The organism is Nodularia sp. LEGE 04288 (assembly GCF_963896525.1).
GTDB lineage: Bacteria > Cyanobacteriota > Cyanobacteriia > Cyanobacteriales > Nostocaceae > Nodularia.
This window is the reverse complement of record NZ_CAWQOY010000101.1, coordinates 36,661-57,130: the sequence shown is the minus strand read 5'-3', so window position 1 is coordinate 57,130 and position 20,470 is coordinate 36,661. Positions and strand designations below refer to the sequence as shown.

General features: G+C 43.0%; 16 protein-coding genes. 11 read left to right on the top strand and 5 right to left on the bottom strand.

Annotated elements, in window-relative coordinates; all coding sequences use genetic code 11:
* Window positions 1-142: 142 nt before the first annotated feature.
* Both carB and AACX33_RS10235 read left to right on the top strand, forming a co-directional pair.
* The gene (gene carB / locus AACX33_RS10240) at window positions 143-3,409 is read left to right on the top strand and encodes a carbamoyl-phosphate synthase large subunit (protein WP_193997378.1); all 3,267 of its coding nucleotides are present in this window, start codon (window positions 143-145) and stop codon (window positions 3,407-3,409) included.
* Between the two features lie 897 nt (window positions 3,410-4,306).
* Complete coding sequence (locus tag AACX33_RS10235) at window positions 4,307-5,263, top strand: RNA polymerase sigma factor, RpoD/SigA family (RefSeq protein WP_193997379.1); 957 nt, start codon at window positions 4,307-4,309, stop codon at window positions 5,261-5,263.
* Window positions 5,264-5,346: 83 nt separating this feature from the next.
* Here AACX33_RS10235 and AACX33_RS10230 read toward each other — a convergent pair whose 3' ends face one another.
* Window positions 5,347-5,526 (bottom strand): DUF6364 family protein, encoded by a 180-nt coding sequence (locus AACX33_RS10230; RefSeq protein WP_227789006.1) that lies wholly within the window; start codon window positions 5,524-5,526, stop codon window positions 5,347-5,349.
* Between the two features lie 709 nt (window positions 5,527-6,235).
* On the opposite strand from AACX33_RS10230, the gene AACX33_RS10225 reads away from it, so the two are divergent.
* From AACX33_RS10225 to AACX33_RS10205, 5 genes are all read left to right on the top strand, one after another.
* A complete protein-coding gene (locus AACX33_RS10225) occupies window positions 6,236-6,580 on the top strand; it encodes a DUF760 domain-containing protein (RefSeq protein WP_193997380.1) in 345 nt (114 codons plus the stop codon).
* A gap of 272 nt (window positions 6,581-6,852) precedes the next feature.
* A complete protein-coding gene (mutT, locus tag AACX33_RS10220; RefSeq protein WP_193997381.1) occupies window positions 6,853-7,305 on the top strand; it encodes an 8-oxo-dGTP diphosphatase MutT in 453 nt (150 codons plus the stop codon).
* Window positions 7,306-7,466: 161 nt separating this feature from the next.
* On the top strand, window positions 7,467-7,925 hold the full coding sequence (locus tag AACX33_RS10215; RefSeq protein ID WP_193997545.1) for a CBS domain-containing protein: 459 nt from the start codon (window positions 7,467-7,469) through the stop codon (window positions 7,923-7,925).
* A gap of 95 nt (window positions 7,926-8,020) precedes the next feature.
* Window positions 8,021-8,683, top strand: coding sequence for a phycobilisome degradation protein NblB (nblB, locus tag AACX33_RS10210; RefSeq protein ID WP_193997382.1), 663 nt, complete (start codon window positions 8,021-8,023; stop codon window positions 8,681-8,683).
* Between the two features lie 580 nt (window positions 8,684-9,263).
* The gene (locus AACX33_RS10205) at window positions 9,264-9,899 is read left to right on the top strand and encodes a PEP-CTERM sorting domain-containing protein (RefSeq protein ID WP_193997383.1); all 636 of its coding nucleotides are present in this window, start codon (window positions 9,264-9,266) and stop codon (window positions 9,897-9,899) included.
* A gap of 356 nt (window positions 9,900-10,255) precedes the next feature.
* Here AACX33_RS10205 and AACX33_RS10200 read toward each other — a convergent pair whose 3' ends face one another.
* From AACX33_RS10200 to rpaB, 3 genes are all read right to left on the bottom strand, one after another.
* The gene (locus AACX33_RS10200) at window positions 10,256-10,777 is read right to left on the bottom strand and encodes a DUF456 domain-containing protein (protein WP_193997384.1); all 522 of its coding nucleotides are present in this window, start codon (window positions 10,775-10,777) and stop codon (window positions 10,256-10,258) included.
* Between the two features lie 6 nt (window positions 10,778-10,783).
* Window positions 10,784-11,446, bottom strand: a complete 663-nt coding sequence (locus tag AACX33_RS10195) for a cofactor assembly of complex C subunit B (protein WP_193997385.1) — start codon at window positions 11,444-11,446, stop codon at window positions 10,784-10,786.
* Between the two features lie 84 nt (window positions 11,447-11,530).
* Window positions 11,531-12,259 carry a response regulator transcription factor RpaB gene (gene rpaB / locus AACX33_RS10190; RefSeq protein ID WP_006196591.1) on the bottom strand — a complete coding sequence of 243 codons (729 nt, stop codon included), beginning with the start codon at window positions 12,257-12,259 and terminating at the stop codon, window positions 11,531-11,533.
* Window positions 12,260-12,430: 171 nt separating this feature from the next.
* On the opposite strand from rpaB, the gene radA reads away from it, so the two are divergent.
* The 3 genes from radA to AACX33_RS10175 all read left to right on the top strand — a co-directional run bounded on the left by radA (window position 12,431) and on the right by AACX33_RS10175 (window position 17,704).
* Window positions 12,431-14,050: a DNA repair protein RadA gene (gene radA / locus AACX33_RS10185; RefSeq protein WP_193997386.1), complete on the top strand. Its 1,620-nt coding sequence runs from the start codon at window positions 12,431-12,433 to the stop codon at window positions 14,048-14,050.
* A 224-nt stretch (window positions 14,051-14,274) separates the two neighbouring features.
* The gene (locus tag AACX33_RS10180; protein WP_227789005.1) at window positions 14,275-16,590 is read left to right on the top strand and encodes a serine/threonine-protein kinase; all 2,316 of its coding nucleotides are present in this window, start codon (window positions 14,275-14,277) and stop codon (window positions 16,588-16,590) included.
* Window positions 16,591-16,810: 220 nt separating this feature from the next.
* Window positions 16,811-17,704 carry an SDH family Clp fold serine proteinase gene (locus tag AACX33_RS10175; RefSeq protein ID WP_193997388.1) on the top strand — a complete coding sequence of 298 codons (894 nt, stop codon included), beginning with the start codon at window positions 16,811-16,813 and terminating at the stop codon, window positions 17,702-17,704.
* A gap of 122 nt (window positions 17,705-17,826) precedes the next feature.
* On the opposite strand, the gene AACX33_RS10170 is transcribed toward AACX33_RS10175, so the two are convergent.
* Window positions 17,827-18,507, bottom strand: a complete 681-nt coding sequence (locus AACX33_RS10170) for a peptidoglycan-binding domain-containing protein (RefSeq protein WP_227789004.1) — start codon at window positions 18,505-18,507, stop codon at window positions 17,827-17,829.
* 263 nt (window positions 18,508-18,770) lie between these two features.
* On the opposite strand from AACX33_RS10170, the gene AACX33_RS10165 reads away from it, so the two are divergent.
* Window positions 18,771-20,219, top strand: a complete 1,449-nt coding sequence (locus AACX33_RS10165) for a hypothetical protein (protein ID WP_193997390.1) — start codon at window positions 18,771-18,773, stop codon at window positions 20,217-20,219.
* Window positions 20,220-20,470 lie beyond the last annotated feature (251 nt).

Sequence of the window (20,470 nt, the reverse complement as noted above, 5' to 3'; positions counted from 1 at the left end):
TCAAATAGCTGGCGTTCCAGATGAGAAAAATCAAGGTCTGTGCTATCTCAAACCTGGAAAACTTAATAATAAATAATATGACCGAGGGTAAAGACCCTTAAAATAATCAAGATTTGTATTCTCTTACTCAAACCCAAATACTATGCCCCGCCGTCAAGATATACATAAAATACTGCTGTTAGGCTCTGGTCCTATTGTCATAGGACAAGCCTGTGAATTTGACTATTCTGGGACTCAAGCCTGTAAAGCCCTGCGAGAAGAAGGCTATGAAGTGGTGTTAATCAATTCTAACCCCGCAACGATTATGACCGATCCAGAAACGGCTGATCGTACCTATATTGAGCCGCTAACACCGGATTTCGTGGAAAAAGTCATTGCTAAAGAACGTCCTGATGCTTTGCTACCCACAATGGGAGGACAAACTGCGCTCAATCTGGCTGTAGCCTTGGCGAAAAATGGCGCTTTAGATAAGTATAACGTGGAGTTAATCGGCGCTAAGTTACCAGCGATTGAGAAAGCCGAAGATCGTAAACTGTTTAACGAGGCGATGGCTAAGATAGGCGTGGCTGTGTGTCCTAGTGGTACAGCTTCATCTTTAGCAGAATCCAAGGCGATCGCACAAAAAATTGGTACTTATCCCCTAATTATCCGTCCTGCCTTTACAATGGGTGGTACTGGTGGGGGTATCGCCTACAACAAAGAAGAATTTGAAGAAATGGCACAGGTAGGTATTGATGCTAGCCCTGTTTCTCAAATTCTGATTGACCAATCTTTACTCGGTTGGAAAGAATACGAATTAGAAGTGATGCGCGATTTGGCAGATAACGTTGTGATTATCTGTTCCATCGAAAACATTGACCCTATGGGTATCCACACAGGGGACTCCATTACCGTCGCTCCCGCCCAAACTCTGACTGATAAAGAATATCAGCGTCTGCGGGATATGGCGATTAAAATTATCCGCGAGATTGGGGTAGAAACTGGCGGTTCTAATATCCAATTTGCTGTGAATCCCGTGAATGGGGATGTGGTAGTCATTGAGATGAATCCTCGTGTTTCGCGGAGTTCCGCTTTGGCTTCTAAAGCTACTGGTTTCCCCATTGCGAAAATTGCGGCGAAGTTAGCTGTGGGTTATACCCTGGATGAAATTAAAAACGATATCACCAAGCAAACCCCTGCATCCTTTGAGCCGACTATTGACTATGTAGTTACCAAAATTCCCCGCTTCGCTTTTGAGAAGTTCCCCGGTTCTGACCCGGTGCTGACCACTCAAATGAAGTCGGTGGGTGAAGCGATGGCTATTGGGCGGACATTTAATGAATCTTTCCAAAAGGCGTTGCGTTCCTTAGAAACTGGACGCGCTGGCTGGGGTTGCGACCAAGCCGAAAAGTTACCCAGTGGTGAACAAATTCGCGCGCAACTACGAACACCTCATCCTGACCGGATTTTTTCGGTGCGTCATGCTTTACAACTGGGGATAAGTACGGAGGAAATCTATGAACTTACGGCTATTGATCCGTGGTTCTTGGATAAAATGCAGCAAATGCTGGATGTGGAAAAGTTCCTGAAGCGGACTCCTTTAAAGCAGTTGACAAAAGAGCAGCTTTATGATGTCAAACGGGATGGTTTTAGCGATCGCCAAATTGCTTTTGCAACTAAAACTACTGAAGATGAAGTTCGCAGTTACCGCAAACAATTAGGTGTTATTCCAGTTTACAAAACTGTGGATACCTGTGCGGCTGAGTTTGAAGCTTTTACTCCTTACTATTACTCCACCTACGAAGACGAAACCGAAGTCTTACCCACAACCAAGCCCAAGGTGATGATTTTGGGCGGAGGTCCGAACCGCATTGGACAGGGAATTGAGTTTGACTATTGTTGTTGTCACGCCGCTTATGCTTTGAAGAAGGCGGGTTTTGAGACAATTATGGTCAATTCTAATCCTGAAACAGTTTCTACAGATTATGACACAAGCGATCGCCTCTACTTTGAGCCGTTGACCAAAGAAGATGTCATCAACATTATCGAAGCCGAAAATCCCGTAGGCATAATTATTCAGTTTGGCGGACAAACACCCCTAAAATTGGCGGTTCCTTTAGAACAATTTCTCAAAAATAACCCGTCTCTCCCCACCAAAATTTGGGGAACATCCCCAGATTCTATCGATATGGCGGAAAATCGGGAACGATTTGAGAAGATTCTCAATCAGTTAAATATTGCTCAACCGCCGAATGGAATTGCTCGCAGTTATGAAGATGCGCTGATTGTGGCGAAACGCATTGGTTATCCGGTGGTTGTGCGTCCTAGTTACGTGTTAGGCGGTCGGGCGATGGAAATCGTCTATTCTGATACGGAATTGGAACGTTACATGACCTTTGCGGTGTTGGTGGAACCAGAACATCCGATTTTAATCGATAAGTTCTTGGAAAATGCCATCGAAGTTGATGTGGATGCGATCGCCGATCATACCGGACGAGTGGTGATTGGTGGCATTATGGAACACATCGAGCAAGCGGGGATTCACTCAGGAGATTCTGCTTGTTCTTTACCGTCTATTTCCCTGTCGCCAGCAGTTCTGCAACAAATCCGCACCTGGACAGTGCAGTTAGCCCAAGCCTTATCAGTTGTGGGATTGATGAATATTCAATTCGCCGTTGTGGGCGCTCAAGGCTATTCTCCCCAAGTTTATATTCTGGAAGCCAACCCCCGCGCCTCGCGCACCGTGCCTTTTGTATCTAAATCTACTGGTGTACCTTTGGCAAAAGTCGCATCCTTGATTATGTCCGGTAAAACCTTAGAAGAGCTTAACTTTACCGAAGAAGTGATTCCATCCCATATTGCTGTCAAAGAAGCAGTATTACCGTTTAATAAATTCCCTGGAACTGATACAATATTAGGCCCAGAAATGCGCTCGACTGGTGAAGTGATGGGAATCGACAAAGACTTTGGGCGGGCGTTTGCTAAGGCAGAATTAGCGGCTGGTGAGTTTTTACCCCTCAAAGGAACTGTATTTGTCTCCATGAGCGATCGCGACAAATCTGATGCCGTTAATGTAGTCAAAGAACTGATAGCATTGGGCTTCACGGTCATGGCCACATTAGGTACACGCCGTGTCCTCCAGGAAAACGGCTTAGATGTGGAGTTAGTCCTCAAACTTCATGAAGGTCGTCCCCATGTTCTAGATGCGATTAAAAATCAGAACATTCAACTGATCATTAACACACCTTCAGGGGAAGAAGCCCAAACTGATGCCAGATTAATCCGGCGCACAGCCTTAGCTTACAAAATCCCGATTATTACGACCATCGCCGGAGCCAGAGCGACTGTGGCCGCTATCCATTCACTACAGACTACTACTTTAGACGTAAAAGTTATCCAAGATTACTGCACGGTTCTAGACCTGGGCTAAAAGCTGAGAAAGTAGGAGGAGACTAGGCTTTACTCAGCCAGTTGGGGACTATGGGGGAAAATTAATCTGAAAAATCCCCCCCTCTTCTTTTCTTAATCTGCATTAAGCGGTATTTACAAGAAAAATTAAGCAATTATTATAGAAGCAGGATTATTGTTTCCATTGAGATATGTTAAGAAATATGAGGAATTATTTTCTTTGCCAGACAAAGATTATCAAGTCTGCTACAAGCAGAATGTCCCAGAAAACGGTAATGTAAGTCCTTTGGTAAAAGTCAGTGTCTTTTATTTAGAGGTTGGTAGTTGTGGATAAATTCGATCTCAGTAGTAAAGTCGGCTCTAGTGGTCGTCAGCAGAAATTATTTATGTCAGTAACCCCAGGAGTCTTCAAGTGTGATCTCTGTGGGTTGGGGAGAGCTAGAGCTATGCTGTAATGAATTGGCCGCAGTCCGACAATGGATAACGCCGATGCTGCGTGGTAAAAACAAACAGAAAATGTGATTTACAGTGGCTATTTTTGACATCGGTAAAGACATCAGCAAAATCCAGCAGACAAGGAAAGTTTTCCTCTGCATATGAACTGGAAAAGCTAAAAAAATCAGGGACACAGGTCTTTCCATTTTTTCTCATAAAGGTTACAATTATTAATATTCGACAATACATAAAGCTTTTGTTTACTACGTTTTATCTAACCTGAGACACTTGTGAAAAATGCAAAATCATCGTAGCGTCTAGCAGTCAAGACCTTAAATTTGATTAATATGAGCAGCCGACAACATCGGAGGCGTAAATTAACCACCTGAGCATGGGTTCTCAGTCTAACTGGGTAATACCCCGCAGCAGCATCTATCAGTGAATGACCCCACCGTCAAATCCATCATTACCACAGAGTAGCGCCATGAAGACCGCTCAGACAGCCACAGACCTCGTGCGGACTTACCTGCGTGAGATTGGCCGTGTGCCACTCTTAACCCACGAGGAAGAAATTTGCTATGGCAAACAGGTGCAATATTCCCGTATTTTGCATGAAGTCAGGGATTCTCTTGTCAACCAACTGGGTCGTCAACCGAGTCTAGATGAGTGGGCTATAGCCGCAAATTTAGAAGTAGCACAATTGAACGATGCGATCGCCGATGGTGAAATTGCGAAACGCAAGATGGTAGAAGCCAATTTGCGTCTAGTGGTATCCGTTGCCAAAAAGTATATTAAACGTAACGTCGATCTACTGGATTTGATTCAAGAAGGTAGTATCGGGATGCAGCGGGGTGTAGAAAAATTTGACCCGACCAAAGGCTACAGATTTTCGACCTACGCTTATTGGTGGATACGTCAAGCCATCACGAGAGCGATCGCCGAAAAAGCGCGAACGATCAGATTACCAATTCACATTACAGAAAAATTAAATAAAATTAAAAAGGCACAGCGCCAGTTATCTCAGCAACTAGGACGCGCACCTTCAGCTGCTGAATTAGCTGATGAATTAGAGTTGACACCAAAGCAGGTACGAGAGTATCTAGAAAGGGCGCGTTTACCTCTGTCCCTAGATTTGCGCTTGGGAGATAACTACGACACCGAACTGGGAGAAATGTTAGAAGATCCAGGCGCTTCTCCCGAAGAGTTTGTCATGCAATCTTCTCTATCTTATGACTTAGAGCGTCTGATGGAAGAACTCACCCCGCAACAAAAGGAAGTGCTGAAACTTCGCTTTGGGTTACTTGATGGACAAGCTCTAACTCTAGCAAAAATAGGTGATCTCCTGAATATTAGCCGCGAACGAGTCCGGCAAATTGAACGGGAAGCCTTAACCAAACTTCGCAAGTCCAAAGCCAACATGAACGAATATTTGGCGAGTTAACGTGTCGAGGAAGTCCCCATCCTCAATGTACTCATAGGGTGGGGTAGTGACGCTTTCGGCGACGATTACACCTCCGACCGATATCAACCGTTAGGTTGATCAGGGAGTGGGGTGGACAAGGAGTCGTCAATCTTGGAACTAGGCAGCCTGTCAATCCAATCCTCAACCAACTGCGTAACCGTTTTTTCTCTGTTTTCTGCATAGATTTTGAGTTTGGCTAATCTCTTCTCAGATATCCTTAAATTCAATCTTCCAGTTTTCATGAGTAGACGTACAATGTATGTCTATTTATGGTAATATATAAATGGTTGCTAACCCACCCGACCGGATTGAACAGACAGGCTAACTTCAAAGTAGTAGTAGTAAGATACTTGCCGCAGATAAATCGGTAGATCGGGGAAGGAACACTGTTAGCTGGTTGACTATTGTCGTAAATCCAAGCGGTGTTGTACAAGTAAACAATCAAACCGCCTGTGGTAGATGGGCGGCTGCCTGTGGACGCTGTGTAAGACCATGATCGGGTTTAGTCCCGAACTTCTATTGCTAGAAGTTCCTAACGTGGCGACGGCGGTTGAGACGGGAAACCCGAAAGACGAATAAGACCGTCGTTGTTGTAGTTGAAATTGGAAGCCCCTTTTTCAGCGAAGCAAAAAGGGGTACTTCACGCAGTAGAGACGCGATTAATCAGCCAGCGCTTTGTGGCGGTCAACTGGGGTCGCGTCTCGACAAAAAAATGCTTTGAGCGCAGATTGGGAAGTCAACAGCCTGCCGATGCCAAACTAATACTGTGTTGAGAGGAGAAAATACGCTCCTTGAGGTACGGTTACACCGACTTCAAACTGCGAATGACACTGTTACATTAATTGATAGGAATAGTTCATAGCCAGTTAAATTTTAGAAGAAACCAGGCATTTACTATTCAAGTTGCAAACACTACACTACAGCTAGTAGTGGTAGTACAGGAGGTACAACATGAGTAACAGATCCAATAAAGTCTCAGAATTTTTTAACGGTGAGTCAGAAACCAGTAACTTGCTATGGCAATACGTTAAATCCCTGAGTCCGGACACAGTTACCCAGCTATCCAAACCTACTTCTTCAGAAGTTTTTCAGGTGATGGAACGTAATATCATTGGATTATTAGGTAACCTACCTTCAGAACACTTCGACATCACAGTCACCACCAGCCGGGAAAGTCTTGGTCAGTTACTTGCTTCCGCGATGATTAGTGGTTATTTTCTGCGGAACGCCGAACAGAGAATGAATTTTGAAGCTGTTTTGCAAGGAACCGAAAATAATCATCACGAAATTGACTAAATAATCCCCAATGTCAGCTAAAAAATTCCACATTATTGGGTGGGGATTTCTTTACATTCATGGATAAACCCATTAAATTTAATTTCATGTAGAATTTTCAAAATCTAACTTTCCTGAAAATAAATGGCAAGCTCGGCAGAAAGTAAGTTTATTTTGCCGATTTTTGCTATTTTTTGGATTTTCAGTTGATCTAAAATTCAGAACTCGGTTTTCTTAACCCGGCAGAAACCCTGGCTGATTAGCAAATACTTGTTCTACGCCACCGATAATCTATGAGTGTAACTAGTTCTTTCCCACCCCACAAAATTATTGGTGTGGCTGTAATTTGGAACGACCATGAGCAAATTTTAATTGATCGTCGCCTTCCAGAAGGTGTAATGGGTGGTTTATGGGAATTTCCTGGTGGCAAAATTGAGCCTGGTGAAACCATTGAAGAGTGTATTCAACGGGAAATTCAAGAAGAATTAGCAATAGAAATTGAAGTGGGAAAGCATTTGATCACCATTGATCACACTTACACTCACTTGCGCGTCACTCTCACAGTGCATCACTGTCATCTAATTACAGGTATTCCCCAACCTCTAGAATGTGATGAAATTTGCTGGGTAAATTTGGAAGATTTGGAAAACTTTACTTTCCCCGAAGCTAATAGTCAAATTATCGCCGCCTTGAAGCAGGGAGCAGAAGAGGTAGGGGTGCAGGGTGCAGGGAGCAGGGGGGAGTAGAAGAGGCAGGGGTGCAGGGTGCAGGGAGCAGGGGGGAGTAGACGGTAACTTCCCAATGACTAATGACTAAATTCCGTAACAATGTATTAACTGAATCAGGTTGAGTCCCGCAATTTTCTACAATGGTTGCAGAGACTTTGATCAAGGTGATCAGCAAGCAAATGCCTAAAACCGTTACCGACGTGATGAGCCGTGACCCTATTGTTGTCCGGACGGAAACTCCACTGAAGGAAGCTATCCAAATTCTGGCAGAAAAACGCATCAGTGGTATACCTGTTGTGGATGATGTTGGTAAATTGGTGGGAATTATTTCCGAAACAGATTTGATGTGGCAAGAAACGGGAGTAACTCCTCCGGCGTACATCATGTTTCTTGATAGCGTGATCTATTTACAAAATCCTGCTACTTACGAACGGGAATTACACAAAGCATTAGGTCAAACTGTAGGTGAGGTAATGAGCAAAAATCCTGTGACTATTTCTCCAGAAAAAACCGTAAAAGAAGCGGCTCAACTGATGCATGATCGCAGCATTCACCGCTTACCTGTAATTGACAGCGCGAGTCAAGTTGTTGGTATTCTTACCCGTGGTGATATTGTTCGGGCAATGGCAGCTAGTTAATATGGTTATTGGTCATTATTCCCGAACTTTTTAGCTTTGGTTGTGACTGTTAATTATTCAGCTTTTTTAACACTTAAGAAAATTAGGACAAATAAATGAGTATTACTCCTGAGTCTGTAAAGCAAATGCTCAGTTCTGAAGATTTGGGCGATCGCTTGCGTGCAGTTAATCAAGCTCGTGACTTGGAACCAGCAAAGGCGTTTGAACTCATTCAAATTGCTATTGGTGACAGAAATTCGCGAGTGCGATACTCAGCAGTAAGTCAGATGGATACCCTGGGAAACCAAGATTTACAGTTATCTTTAGATGTCTTGCGTAGTCTGCTCAGTGACCCCGAACCTGATGTCCAAGCCGCAGCCGCAGACTGTTTGGGTGCATTAAAGCTACACGATGCTTTTGACGATTTGCAGCAACTCTACAATACAACCCCAGAATGGCTAGTACAATTCAGCATCATTGCCACATTAGGAGAGTTAGGCGATCCACGATCCTTTGAACTACTCAAACAAGCACTCTCGTCAGAAAATGAATTAGTCCAAACAGCTGCCATTAGTTCCTTTGGAGAATTGGGAGATATTCAAGCAATTCCCCTGTTAGCTCCCTTTGCTAGCAACTCCGATTGGCAAATTCGCTACAGAGTGGTCCAAGCATTGAATCATTTGGGTGGTGCAGATGCTAAATCGGTTTTAGAAACTCTCACTCATGATCAAGTTGAAGCAGTGGCAATTGAAGCTAAAAAATCTTTGCAATCAACTTGAATTCAAGTTAATATATACCATCACGGAATTTTAGTCGTTGAGCAAAAATTACTAGTGATTGCCAGAACTATTACTGTGTCTTATTAGAGCTATTAAAGTCACATCATAGATAACAGCCCAATCAATCTTAACGATTGGGTTTTTGTGTACTTTATAACAGGTATAATAATTTTAATAGCATCAAGACTAGAAAAATTTACACAAACTTAGTGTGATCTTTACTGCTTTTTTAAAAAAAATCTACAATTGCGTGTGATAATGTCGCTATGTCAAGCATAAGACTTTGCCCACAAGAAAATTTGGAGTTGAGTTTATACTATTTGTTAGTGTAGTATTTACTTAAATTTAGTTCTCATCAGGCAAAAGCTTGTGATTAACTAAATGAACTGTGTTTCTAGAACTGCATATCAACAGTATTCTTCCCAGAACCACGGCATTAATTTCTAAAGATGCGCCTAACTAGGCTATTCATAAAGATATAGCCTATTAATAAAGTGGCACAGGTGCAGTTAAACAAGGTGTATTTTTACCCTAAACTTTCGTATCAAACACAACTGTAAAGTTTTACATAGACAAAACCATGAAAACACTCAACAAGATCGGTATTGGCGCAGCCTTGGCTGCTGGCACATTAGCTTTCAGCACTGTAGGTATGTCCTCTGCTCAAGCATTCATTATTGGTGAAGTCAACTTAGCTGGCAGTGCCAATATATTGAATAGCGGTGACTTAGATCCTCTCTCCGAAGCAATTACATTTAGTAACGCTTTTATTTTGCCAGGAGCGCAAGGTAGCTTTGCTAGTTTGGCAGAATTAACTCCAGGAGAAGTAACATTAAGTAATGTTAGCCTAGATCGGACTGCCCCAACTGTATACACTGGTACAGCAGGCAATCCATTCATCTCCTTCGCTAATGGTTGGACATTCGAGATTGATAATCCTTTCACTGCTAGTAGAGATACAGTGGTTAACCCTGTCTTAGGTACTCTAACCAGCATAGATATGTCATTTACTGGTATGTTCTTTAATGATCAAGGTGCAAGTATCGGTGCAGGTCTTTTGACTGCTAACAATATCCAGAATGGTAGCTTTTCTGCTACTCTCACAGCGGCTAGAGTACCCGAACCTACAACCACCCTTGGACTTGCAGCTTTAGGATTGGGAGCATTCTTCAGCAGCAGCGTGGCTAAAAAGAAGAAAGCCTCAGCAAACGCTTAATATAAACCGTTTATAACCATAATTACCCAAATTTGGTGATGATGGTAGGTAAAGTTTATCTGGCGTACAGCTGCAATAAAAACTGTAGCTCGTAAATAACCAGCTACTTAGAGCAAATACAGTAGCTGGTTATGTATCCAAACTTATAACCCTATATACCCCTATGACTCGTCACAGTCGCAGGGGTATTTTAATTTGATTAAATAAATATATAACAGGAAATAAAATTTTGACTTGAGTCCAAAGGCACATAATCTGAAATTCTGTGATTTTTTGCTGGGTGTGACTGAGAAGAAAAAGCCCAATTTCTTGAATAAAGCAGGCTTTAGGCATCGAGCCTGAGAAAATGTCAAGAATTATGAAACCCCATAAACTTGAGGCCAAGTTGTGATTATGAAAACGACAACTGCGGCGATCGCCAAAACGCCTTGAATCAAATTTCCAATCAGCGACCCGACAATAATTCCGATACCAGCTTTAACGGCTAACCATAATTGACGACGATAAATAAATTCCCCAATAATTGCGCCCAGCAGAGGCCCTAATAAAATGCCTAACAAGGGTCCGCCGAAAGGTAGCGTTGGTAGTAAACCGAAAAAGCCCACGATTAACCCCACAATTGCGCCAATCTGTCCCCACTTACTCGCACCTGCTTTTTTTGCTCCTAAATAGCTAGCTAAAAAATCAACTCCGATGCTCAAGACTAAAACTAAAACTGTCACAATCAGTGGTGTTTTAATGGCTGCAAAGGAACCGCCCAGAACACCCCAAATAATAATCGAGGTTAAAATTAAACCGCTACCAGGAAGTCCAGGAACCACAGCACCGATGATACCCACCACCATGATCAGAATTAGTAGCCAATAAATAACTTGCATAAACTTTTAAATTTCCGCATCAGCTAGCAAAGAAGAATCGAGCGTCACTGCTAATTTGTCAGCAATTCCAGCAATCCATTGTTCATCTTGTTTGGTGTAACTGCGGGGTGCATTCGCTCCTAAAATCAAGACACCCTGATTACCAATTGGTTGACAAACTACACCTTGTGTATTTTCAGGTAAATAATCAAATTCGATTCTGCCTGGATACACATACAAAGCAACTAGATAAATTGGCTTTTGTGTTTCCAAGACTCGTTTTAAGATTGGCCCTGGTACTACTTCTGCTTTAGCAGCCAGAATACCGCGACGCAACAATATTTTGCCTTGATAGTAAACTATGAGCGATCGCGTCACCGTATTGGTCAATAATAAATGGGATGCCCAAGCTAATTCTGTTTTGACAGCTTCTGGTAAATCTGCTGCAAGTACGAAACCTTGCTCCCCAATTAGTTCTACAGTATCAGGCGATCGCGGTTGTACTTGCTGCCAAATTAAACCTGTTAAAATCAACACAGCGCTCAAAATTACACCCACTACATCCCCACGCGCTTGAGACTCCGTTAATTCTGGAGTCAGCAAACGGTTAATCAGTAAAAGTACAGCGCCTAACCCACCCACAACTAAGGGTAAACGCCGTAAAATTCGATTGGGATCAGATTTAGTCATTAGTCATTGGTCATTAGTCATCAGTCATTAGTCATTAGAAAATTTCTTCTTCCCCCCTATTCCCTACTCCCTACTCCCTACTCCCTATTCTTCCCCAGGTTCTATGATTCTCTGAAACAAATAGCCAGTACCTCTGGCGGTGAGAATTAATTCTGGGTTACTAGGATCATCTTCTAACTTTGCCCGCAAACGGGAAATATGGACATCTACGACACGAGTATCCACATGGCGTTCTGGTGTGTAACCCCATACTTCCTGTAAAATTTCGGAACGAGAAAACGCTTCTCCAGAACGGCTGACTAGCAACTCTAGGAGGCTAAATTCCATTCCTGTCAAGCGAATGCGCTCATCGCCTTTGTAGACTTGGCGTTTATTGGTATCTATTTTGATGTTACCAACATGAATCACCCCAGAGCTAGGTATACCAGAAGCTCCGGTTTTGTCTACTCGTCGCAGCACTGAACGAATTCGTGCTTCTAATTCCTTCGGGGAAAATGGTTTGACTACATAATCATCAGCGCCCAATTCTAAACCCGTGATGCGATCGGCAACGTCGCCCAAGGCTGTTAGCATAATAATTGGGACATCCGATTCCTTCCGCAATTCTTGACACACACCGTAGCCGTCAAGTTTTGGCATCATTACATCTAACACAACTAGGTCAGGTTCTGATTTGCGAAAGGTTTCTAGAGCTTCTTCTCCATCGCCAGCCGTTACTACATCGTAGCCAATCATGGAAAGGCGCGTTTCCAAAATCCGGCGAATGCTGGCTTCGTCGTCTACCACCAGGATTTTTTCTTTATGGCTTTCCAAGTTTCTCAGCGCTCCCTAACTAAAATTTCTCATGATTAATTTTTAATACCATAATATTAAGATATCATTCCATCAATTGATTGAGAAAAACCTGTATCTTTTAGTATTCCTGGATTCTAACTTTAGCTAAAACATTAAGTAAATATTAAGATTATTTAATAAATTTTAAGAATGGCAAAGCCTAAAACCTCTTTCATTTGTAACGCCTGTGGGGCAGAATCTTCTCAATGGTTTGGCAAATGTCCAGCCTGCGGTACTTACAACTCCTTAGAAGAGCAGATTTCCATCCAATCATCGGTAGACGTACCATCTAGAGGAGGAATTAGTAATTGGCAAGCAAATCAAAATAATGGCAAACCTGCTGCGAAACCAGCCAAAGCACGAGCTTCGCTGACATTTGATCAAATTACCGATCGCCAAATTGCGCGATGGGAATCAGGCTATGGTGAACTAGATCGGGTGCTGGGGGGTGGAATTGTTCCTGGTTCGATGGTTCTCATTGGTGGTGACCCCGGCATTGGTAAATCTACCTTACTGTTACAAGTATCAAATGCACTGGCGCAGAGATACCGTATTCTCTACGTAACTGGGGAAGAATCCGGACAACAGGTAAAATTACGAGCTTCGCGCTTGGGAGTATCCAAAATTCCTGATTTGCCTAGTAATGAGGATGATGAGCATAATGAGAACGGTAAAGTAGCAGCAGAAAGTCTTGATTTGCCTAGTAATGAGGATGAAGATCATGCTGAGAACGGCAAAGCAGCCGTCAAAATTCTGACTTCTGAAGAAATCGAAGAAGGTAAAAATGCAAACTTGTATGTATTACCGGAAACAGATTTAGAAGAGATTTTACGAGAAATTGATTCTCTCAGACCGAATTTAGCAGTAATTGATAGTATTCAAACGGTGTTTTTTCCAGCACTGACTTCTGCGCCAGGTTCTGTAGCCCAAGTCAGGGAATGTACCTCAGCCTTGATGAAGGTGGCAAAGCATGAAGATATTACCATGTTAATTGTGGGACACGTCACCAAAGAAGGTGCGATCGCCGGGCCGAAAGTTTTAGAACACTTAGTTGATACTGTATTGTATTTTGAAGGCGATCGCTTTGCCTCCCATCGATTGTTAAGAACAGTCAAAAACCGTTTTGGCGCAACTCACGAAATCGGCATCTTTGAAATGGTGGAACACGGACTGCAAGAAGTGTCCAATCCTTCAGAGCTATTTTTAGGTAATCGTGATGATCCTGCACCGGGTACAGCCATTGTCGTAGCTTGCGAAGGGACTCGCCCCATCGTGGTGGAATTGCAAGCGTTGGTAAGTCCTACCAGTTATCCTTCCCCCCGGCGTGCGGGTACAGGTATAGACTATAACCGCCTCGTGCAGATTCTCGCCGTGTTAGAAAAACGTGTCGGGATTCCCATGTCCAAACTAGATTCTTACGTCGCCTCAGCCGGTGGGTTGAATGTAGCAGAACCAGCAGTAGATTTAGGAATTGCGATCGCCATTGTAGCCAGTTTCCGCGATCGCATCGTCGATCCTGGGACAGTATTAATCGGTGAAGTTGGCTTAGGCGGACAAGTGCGCTCAGTGTCCCAAATGGAACTACGATTAAAAGAAGCAGCCAAACTGGGATTTAAACGTGCGATCGTACCCAAAGGGCAAAAATACCCTGACTATGACATCGAGATATTACCAGTCTCCAAAGTAATAGATGCAATTATCGCCGCCATCCCCCACCAAACCCTAGAAGCCAGCGACTTAGAACTGGATGAAGAGGAAGAGGAAGAATAAGGGAACACCAAAAAACAAATTCCCAAAAATTGTAGGGTGGGTTAGCGTAGCGTAACCCACCATCATCCATGAATTCCTCACCTAACTCTCTGCTCTGAAAATCGCACTTTTCCCGCGTGACAGCTTCCGTAGGCGGAATCAGCAGCAACTCCCAACTTTTCTGCCAAAAAAACCAGATTTTAACTGTGTCACAATAAATATCAATAAATCTACCGACTTTACCAATGGCGTGGAATCCAGGGCAAAAATTATTTGGTGGGCGCTACATAATCGAGAAACATCTGGGTGAAGGTGGTATGGGTATCACCTACTTAGCTAAAAATCTGAAGGGTGAACTGCGGGTAATTAAAACTCTGCGCGAAGAAATACTAAATAGAAAAGTTAAAGATAAACTCAAACAGGACTTCAAACAAGAAACTTTACGCTTGGCTTTATGTCGCCATCCTCACATTGTAGAAATAAAAGACTATTTTGATGAGGGTGATTTACCCTGTACGGTGATGGAATACATTGAGGGTGAGGATTTAGGCGAACGAATAGAAACAAAAGGAGCATTACCAGAAGCAGAAGCACTGCAATATATTAGGCAAATTGGTGAAGCATTGACTGTAGTTCACGAAAAGGGTTTGCTGCATCGAGATTTAAAGCCCAGTAACATTATGATCCGTGCAGGCAAGCCAGAAGCCGTACTGATTGATTTTGGTCTGGCGAGACAGTTTATTCCCGGTGCTGTTTTAGATCATACAGAGCATTTAACTCCTGGTTATGCACCACCAGAACAGTATTTATCTCAAGCAGAACGGGGAGAATACATAGACGTTTACGCCTTAGCGGCAACGCTGTATACTTTGCTGACTGGACAAAAACCCATTTCAGCATTTGAAAGACAGTACAACTACAACCTCAAACAACCCCAATATTTAAATTCCAGCATTAGCGACAGGGTGAATGAGGCAATTATGAAAGGCATGGAGCTTGACTACAAATCTCGTCCCCAGTCAGTGCGGGAGTGGTTGGATTTGTTGGCAATACCAAATAACTGGGAATGTGTTCACAATATTCTAGATATTTCTGGAGAAAGAGCCTTTAGCCCCAAGGAAGATATACACGCAAGTGTAGCTGGTAGGGTTATTCACTTGTTGTCGGCATCTACTGGTAAACTTATCCGCACCCTCTCTGGTCATTCCGACTGTGTTCGTTCCGTAGCCTTCAGTAGAGATGGGCAGTTTCTCGCTAGTGGTAGTTTTGACAAAACTATCAAATTGTGGAATGTGTCCACTGGCAAAGAAATTTACACACTCTCTTGTCATTCCAACCCTGTTCGTTGCGTAGCCTTCAGTAGAGATGGGCAGTTTCTCGCTAGTGGTAGTTTTGACAAAACTATCAAATTGTGGAATGTGTCCACTGGCAAAGAAATTTACACCCTCTCTGGTCATTCCCGCTTTGTTAATTGCGTAGCCTTCAGTAGTGATGGGCAGTTTCTCGCTAGTGGTAGTTTTGACAACACTATCAAATTGTGGAATGTGTCCACTGGCAAAGAAATTTACACACTCTCTTGTCATTCCAACGAGGTTTATTCCGTAGCCTTCAGTAGAGATGGGCAGTTTCTCGCTAGTGGTAGTGATGACAACACTATCAAATTGTGGAATGTGTCCACTGGCAAAGAAATTTACACCCTCTCTGGTCATTCCGACGAGGTTTATTCCGTAGCCTTCAGTAGAGATGGGCAGTTTCTCGCTAGTGGTAGTTTTGACAACACTATCAAATTGTGGAATGTGTCCACTGGCAAAGAAATTTACACCCTCTCTGGTCATTCCGACGAGGTTTATTCCGTAGCCTTCAGTAGAGATGGGCAGTTTCTCGCTAGTGGTAGTTTTGACAAAACTATCAAATTGTGGAATGTGTCCACTGGCAAAGAAATTTACACACTCTCTTGTCATTCCAACCCTGTTCGTTGCGTAGCCTTCAGTAGAGATGGGCAGTTTCTCGCTAGTGGTAGTTTTGACAAAACTATCAAATTATTGTGGAATGTGTCCACTGGCAAAGAAATTTACACCCTTTCTGGTCATTCCGAGTGTGTTAATTCCGTAGCCTTCAGTAGTGATGGGCAGTTTCTCGCTAGTGGTAGTGATGACAAAACTATCAAATTGTGGAATGTGTCCACTGGCAAAGAAATTTACACACTCTCTTGTCATTCCAACCCTGTTCGTTGCGTAACCTTCAGTAGAGATGGGCAGTTTCTCGCTAGTGGTAGTGATGACAACACTATCAAATTGTGGAATGTGTCCACTGGCAAAGAAATTTACACCCTCTCTGGTCATTCCGATGAGGTTTATTCCGTAGCCTTCAGTAGAGATGGGCAGTTTCTCGCTAGTGGTAGTCCGGGCAACACTATCAAATTGTGGAATGTGGCGACAGGCAAAGAAATTCAGACATTGAGTCATTTTGATAAAGTTTTTTCCGTCGCCTTTAGCCCCGATGGAGGTTGGCTAGCTGCTAGAGACAAAGGCGGAAATATTAAAATTTGGCGGCGATGTTAAAGTATTACCGTGGTTCAGTCAGTGGTCAATCAACTGATAGGAATGATCACGCAAAGGCGCATTCGTTTCTTCTTACTTCGTGTTCTTTGTTTCTTCTCCCAAAGGGAGAGGCTAGCGCCAACGTGGTTCGTGCAATAAGATAAACATAAAGATAGATATGCGATCGCCTAAAATTTGTCACCATTAATCACATGAACCGTTATTATTGAGCCTCATTCCTATGGACTTTGGCATTGGTGATTTATTCTGGATTTTCCTGCTCTTAACTTCCCTACAACCCCTCTGGCAAAAACGCCAAATAGAATCTCAGCGCCTACGCACCCTACACGGATTCCAGCAGGAACGCAAAAGTCGAGTAATATTACTGATACATCGCCAAGAATCCATCAGTTTATTAGGAATTCCCATATCCCGCTACATTACTATTGAAGACTCAGAACAGATATTACGGGCAATTCGCCTCACCCCGCCCGATGTTCCCATAGACTTGATTCTACACACCCCTGGCGGTTTGGTCTTAGCCACCGAACAAATCGCTAGAGCATTAATTCGACACCCTGCCAAAGTCACCGTTTTTGTGCCTCACTATGCCATGAGTGGCGGTACAATGCTTGCCCTCGCCTCAGATGAAATTATTATGGATGCCAACGCTGTCTTAGGGCCAGTTGATCCCCAATTAGGTAATTATCCGGCAGCCAGTATTTTAAAAGTGGTTGCAGATAAACCCATCGGTGATATTGACGACCAAACCCTAATTATGGCAGACCTAGCAGGCAAAGCAATTCAGCAGGTACAGCGCTTTGTCAGGACTCTACTGAAAGACAGCATACCCAAACAAAAAGTTTTACCAGAAGATATCGAACCGATTATCGAAGCCTTAACAACAGGACGCGTCACCCACGACTATCCAGTCACCGTTGAGGAAGCAACAGAAATGGGGTTGCCCATAACCGTCGGGCTACCCCTTTCTATTTACAAACTCATGGATTTGTATCCACAACCACAAGGAGGACGACCCAGCGTCCAGTACATTCCCATGCCCTACAATGACCGTCGTCCCCTATTACCCTCGCCCAAAGGCAGACCAATGGAAGAACCAAATCAGCGCTCTTGAGGTTGTAGGCTAGAATTCATCTAATTTGCATAACCATGTGTCTTGAACCTTTTGTGGGGTGGGCATCTTGCCCGCCCTAACTATGCAAGTTAAATGGAATAGCTTGACTATTTTGTTAGCGCTTACGGTGTTGGTGTTGGCGTTGGTGTTGGTGTTGGCGTTGGTGTTGGTGTTGGTGTTGCTCTCGGTGTTGGTGTTGGTGTTGGTGTTGGTGTTGGTGTCGGCGTTGCTCTCGGTGTTGGCGTTGGAGTTGGTGTCGGCGTTGCTCTCGGTGTTGGAGTTGGTGTCGGTGTTGCTCTCGGCGTTGGTTTTGGCGTTCCTGTAGGCTGAGTTATAACTTTCCTTGCCTCTTCATTCAACCTCTGGCGAAATCGCAAATTAGCAATGCCGGTTTCTTCCATCTGAAATTTTTTCTGAGCCTCTCTCACCGCAGTTTCTGTCTGAGTTCCATAAAATTGATCACGGGGTAAAGAAGTAGCTGGTTTAAGTACCGCATTCAAATTTGCTTGCAAAATTTGCACAATATTAGCGGCAAAATTTTGGGTTTGAGGGCCTGCTATACCATCAATAGTCAGCTTATAGCCCCTTTGAAATTCTCTGATTGCCTTTCTCGTTTCCTCATCTGTGAGAGGGGTATTTGCCACCTTCACCTCATAGCCTAATCCCCGCAACACAGTACGGAATTCTTCTGGTGTATAATTACGCTGACGAGCTGCAAAAGTTGAATCCGCAACCACGAAACTAGCAGTTACGAAGCAGGTAACTGCAATTGTCATACTCGATTTTCCAAATCCACACCACATAATTTCAAACTCCTCTCGGTTAAAGCAACAATTTTCAGAAGTATATAGAATTTTTGAGATAAATTTTACATTTATTTAAACTTTGTGTCTAGAATTATCAATAATTGTTGATTAATGTAAATTAAATTTATTAAATTTAGTCATTGTCTAAAAAAATATTTTTGCCATCATTCTATAGAGGTATTTTAATTTAGCCGTCATCATGGGTTTAATAATTATGCAACGATAATAAATGCATTTTTATGTATAAGAAAACCGAAAAAATGACTAAACGAAAATTACCAAAACGGCAAAACCTGATCTTTGAAAGATTAATGGCTATGATTGCCACCGTAAATTTATTCTTAGTATTGTTTGATTTGAGTTACGTACCTTGGCGGGATTTCTATTTGCGTAATTTTCCCCAAATCACCCAAATTTATGACCCGGTTAAGGGAATTGAAGATCATAGAGAAACCACAAATTATTTAAATAAAATCGACGCACTCCAAGAACAGGTGAGTCAAACTGGGTTAACTTCACCAGAAGCGAAGACTAAATTAGAGGAAATTGAGCGTCTCAGCAACGAAATGGTTGACAGTAATCCATTTGCAGCAGTGAATAAAAGTGGTAACTTTGAAAAAGCCAAAAATCGGATGCGCGATCGCATCGGTGAAGAATCTGCAAAAGAGTCATTTTCCCGATTTTGGAGTCCAGAACATTTATCACAACAGGGCTGGAACCAAGAAATTAATTTTTTTAACAGGCAAATCCGCCCTTTAATCGCCACCAACTATTTCCGCCGTATCGGTGAAAATGGCGAGCTTCTAGATCATTTTTGGCTGATTGACTTACCATTTGTCTTGTTATTTAGCGCAGAGTTGCTGGCGCGCTCCTTTTATCTGCGTCGTCGTCATCCCAGTTTTAGTTGGATAAATGCCATATTGTGGCGGTGGTACGACCTATTTCTGCTGTTTCCTTTTGTGCGGTGGTTACGCATTCTACCCGTAATCATTCGCCTTGACCAAGGGCGGTTATTGAATCTGCAACCCTTACAGCAGCAAATAAATCAATCAATAGTAGCTAATTTTGCCGAAGATATCACAGAAATAGTCGTAGTTCGAGTAATTAACCAAATTCAAGGTTCAATTCGGCGCGGTGATTTAACCAGATGGCTGACGCAAAAAGAAAATCTGCGACCCTACATAGATATTAATAATACAAATGAAATTGAAGCGATCGCAGGGATTTTGGTGCAAACATTAGTCTATCAAGTGCTGCCCAAAATTCAACCAGAAATCATTGCCCTTTTACGTCACAACATTTCCACCACAATCAATCAAGTCCCCGTCTACCGCAACCTCCACAACGTTCCTGGGATGGGAGATATGCAAAACCAACTTAGCGAACAGCTAGCAACTCAAATTACCACCAACCTTTATAGTGCTGTCACTGCGGCCATGGAAGATCCCGTGGGAGCAAAACTTTCTAGTCAACTCGCCGAAAGCTTCACCAAAGCCTTGGGGGAACAAGTACAACAAAAACACATACTTACCGAAATTCAAAGCTTAATGTCTGACTTCCTCGAAGAAGTTAAGCTCAACTATGTCCAGCGCTTGTCCCAAGAAGACATCGACCAGATTATGGAGCAAACTAGACAACTAAGAACACAACCATCAGTTCAGCCATTAGTAGATAAAGGTACTGTTCTCCCAGTCAAGAAAGAAAGTTAGCCAAAGATCAAGGAAATCAGCTCAGAAATGTGGATTTAATCAAATACACCAACCTCACACCCAACCAGAGGCGAAACTTTGAGACAAGTTAAAGGCAACTTGAGGTGAAAAACCTTTCTTTGGATCTGATTGAATTCATCTTCCTCATGACTAATGACCAATGACCAATGACTATTGACTATTGACTGTTAAAGAAATGCGCTAAACTCGGAATAGAGACGAACCATTATTGATTCGTCACAAGACTTCTT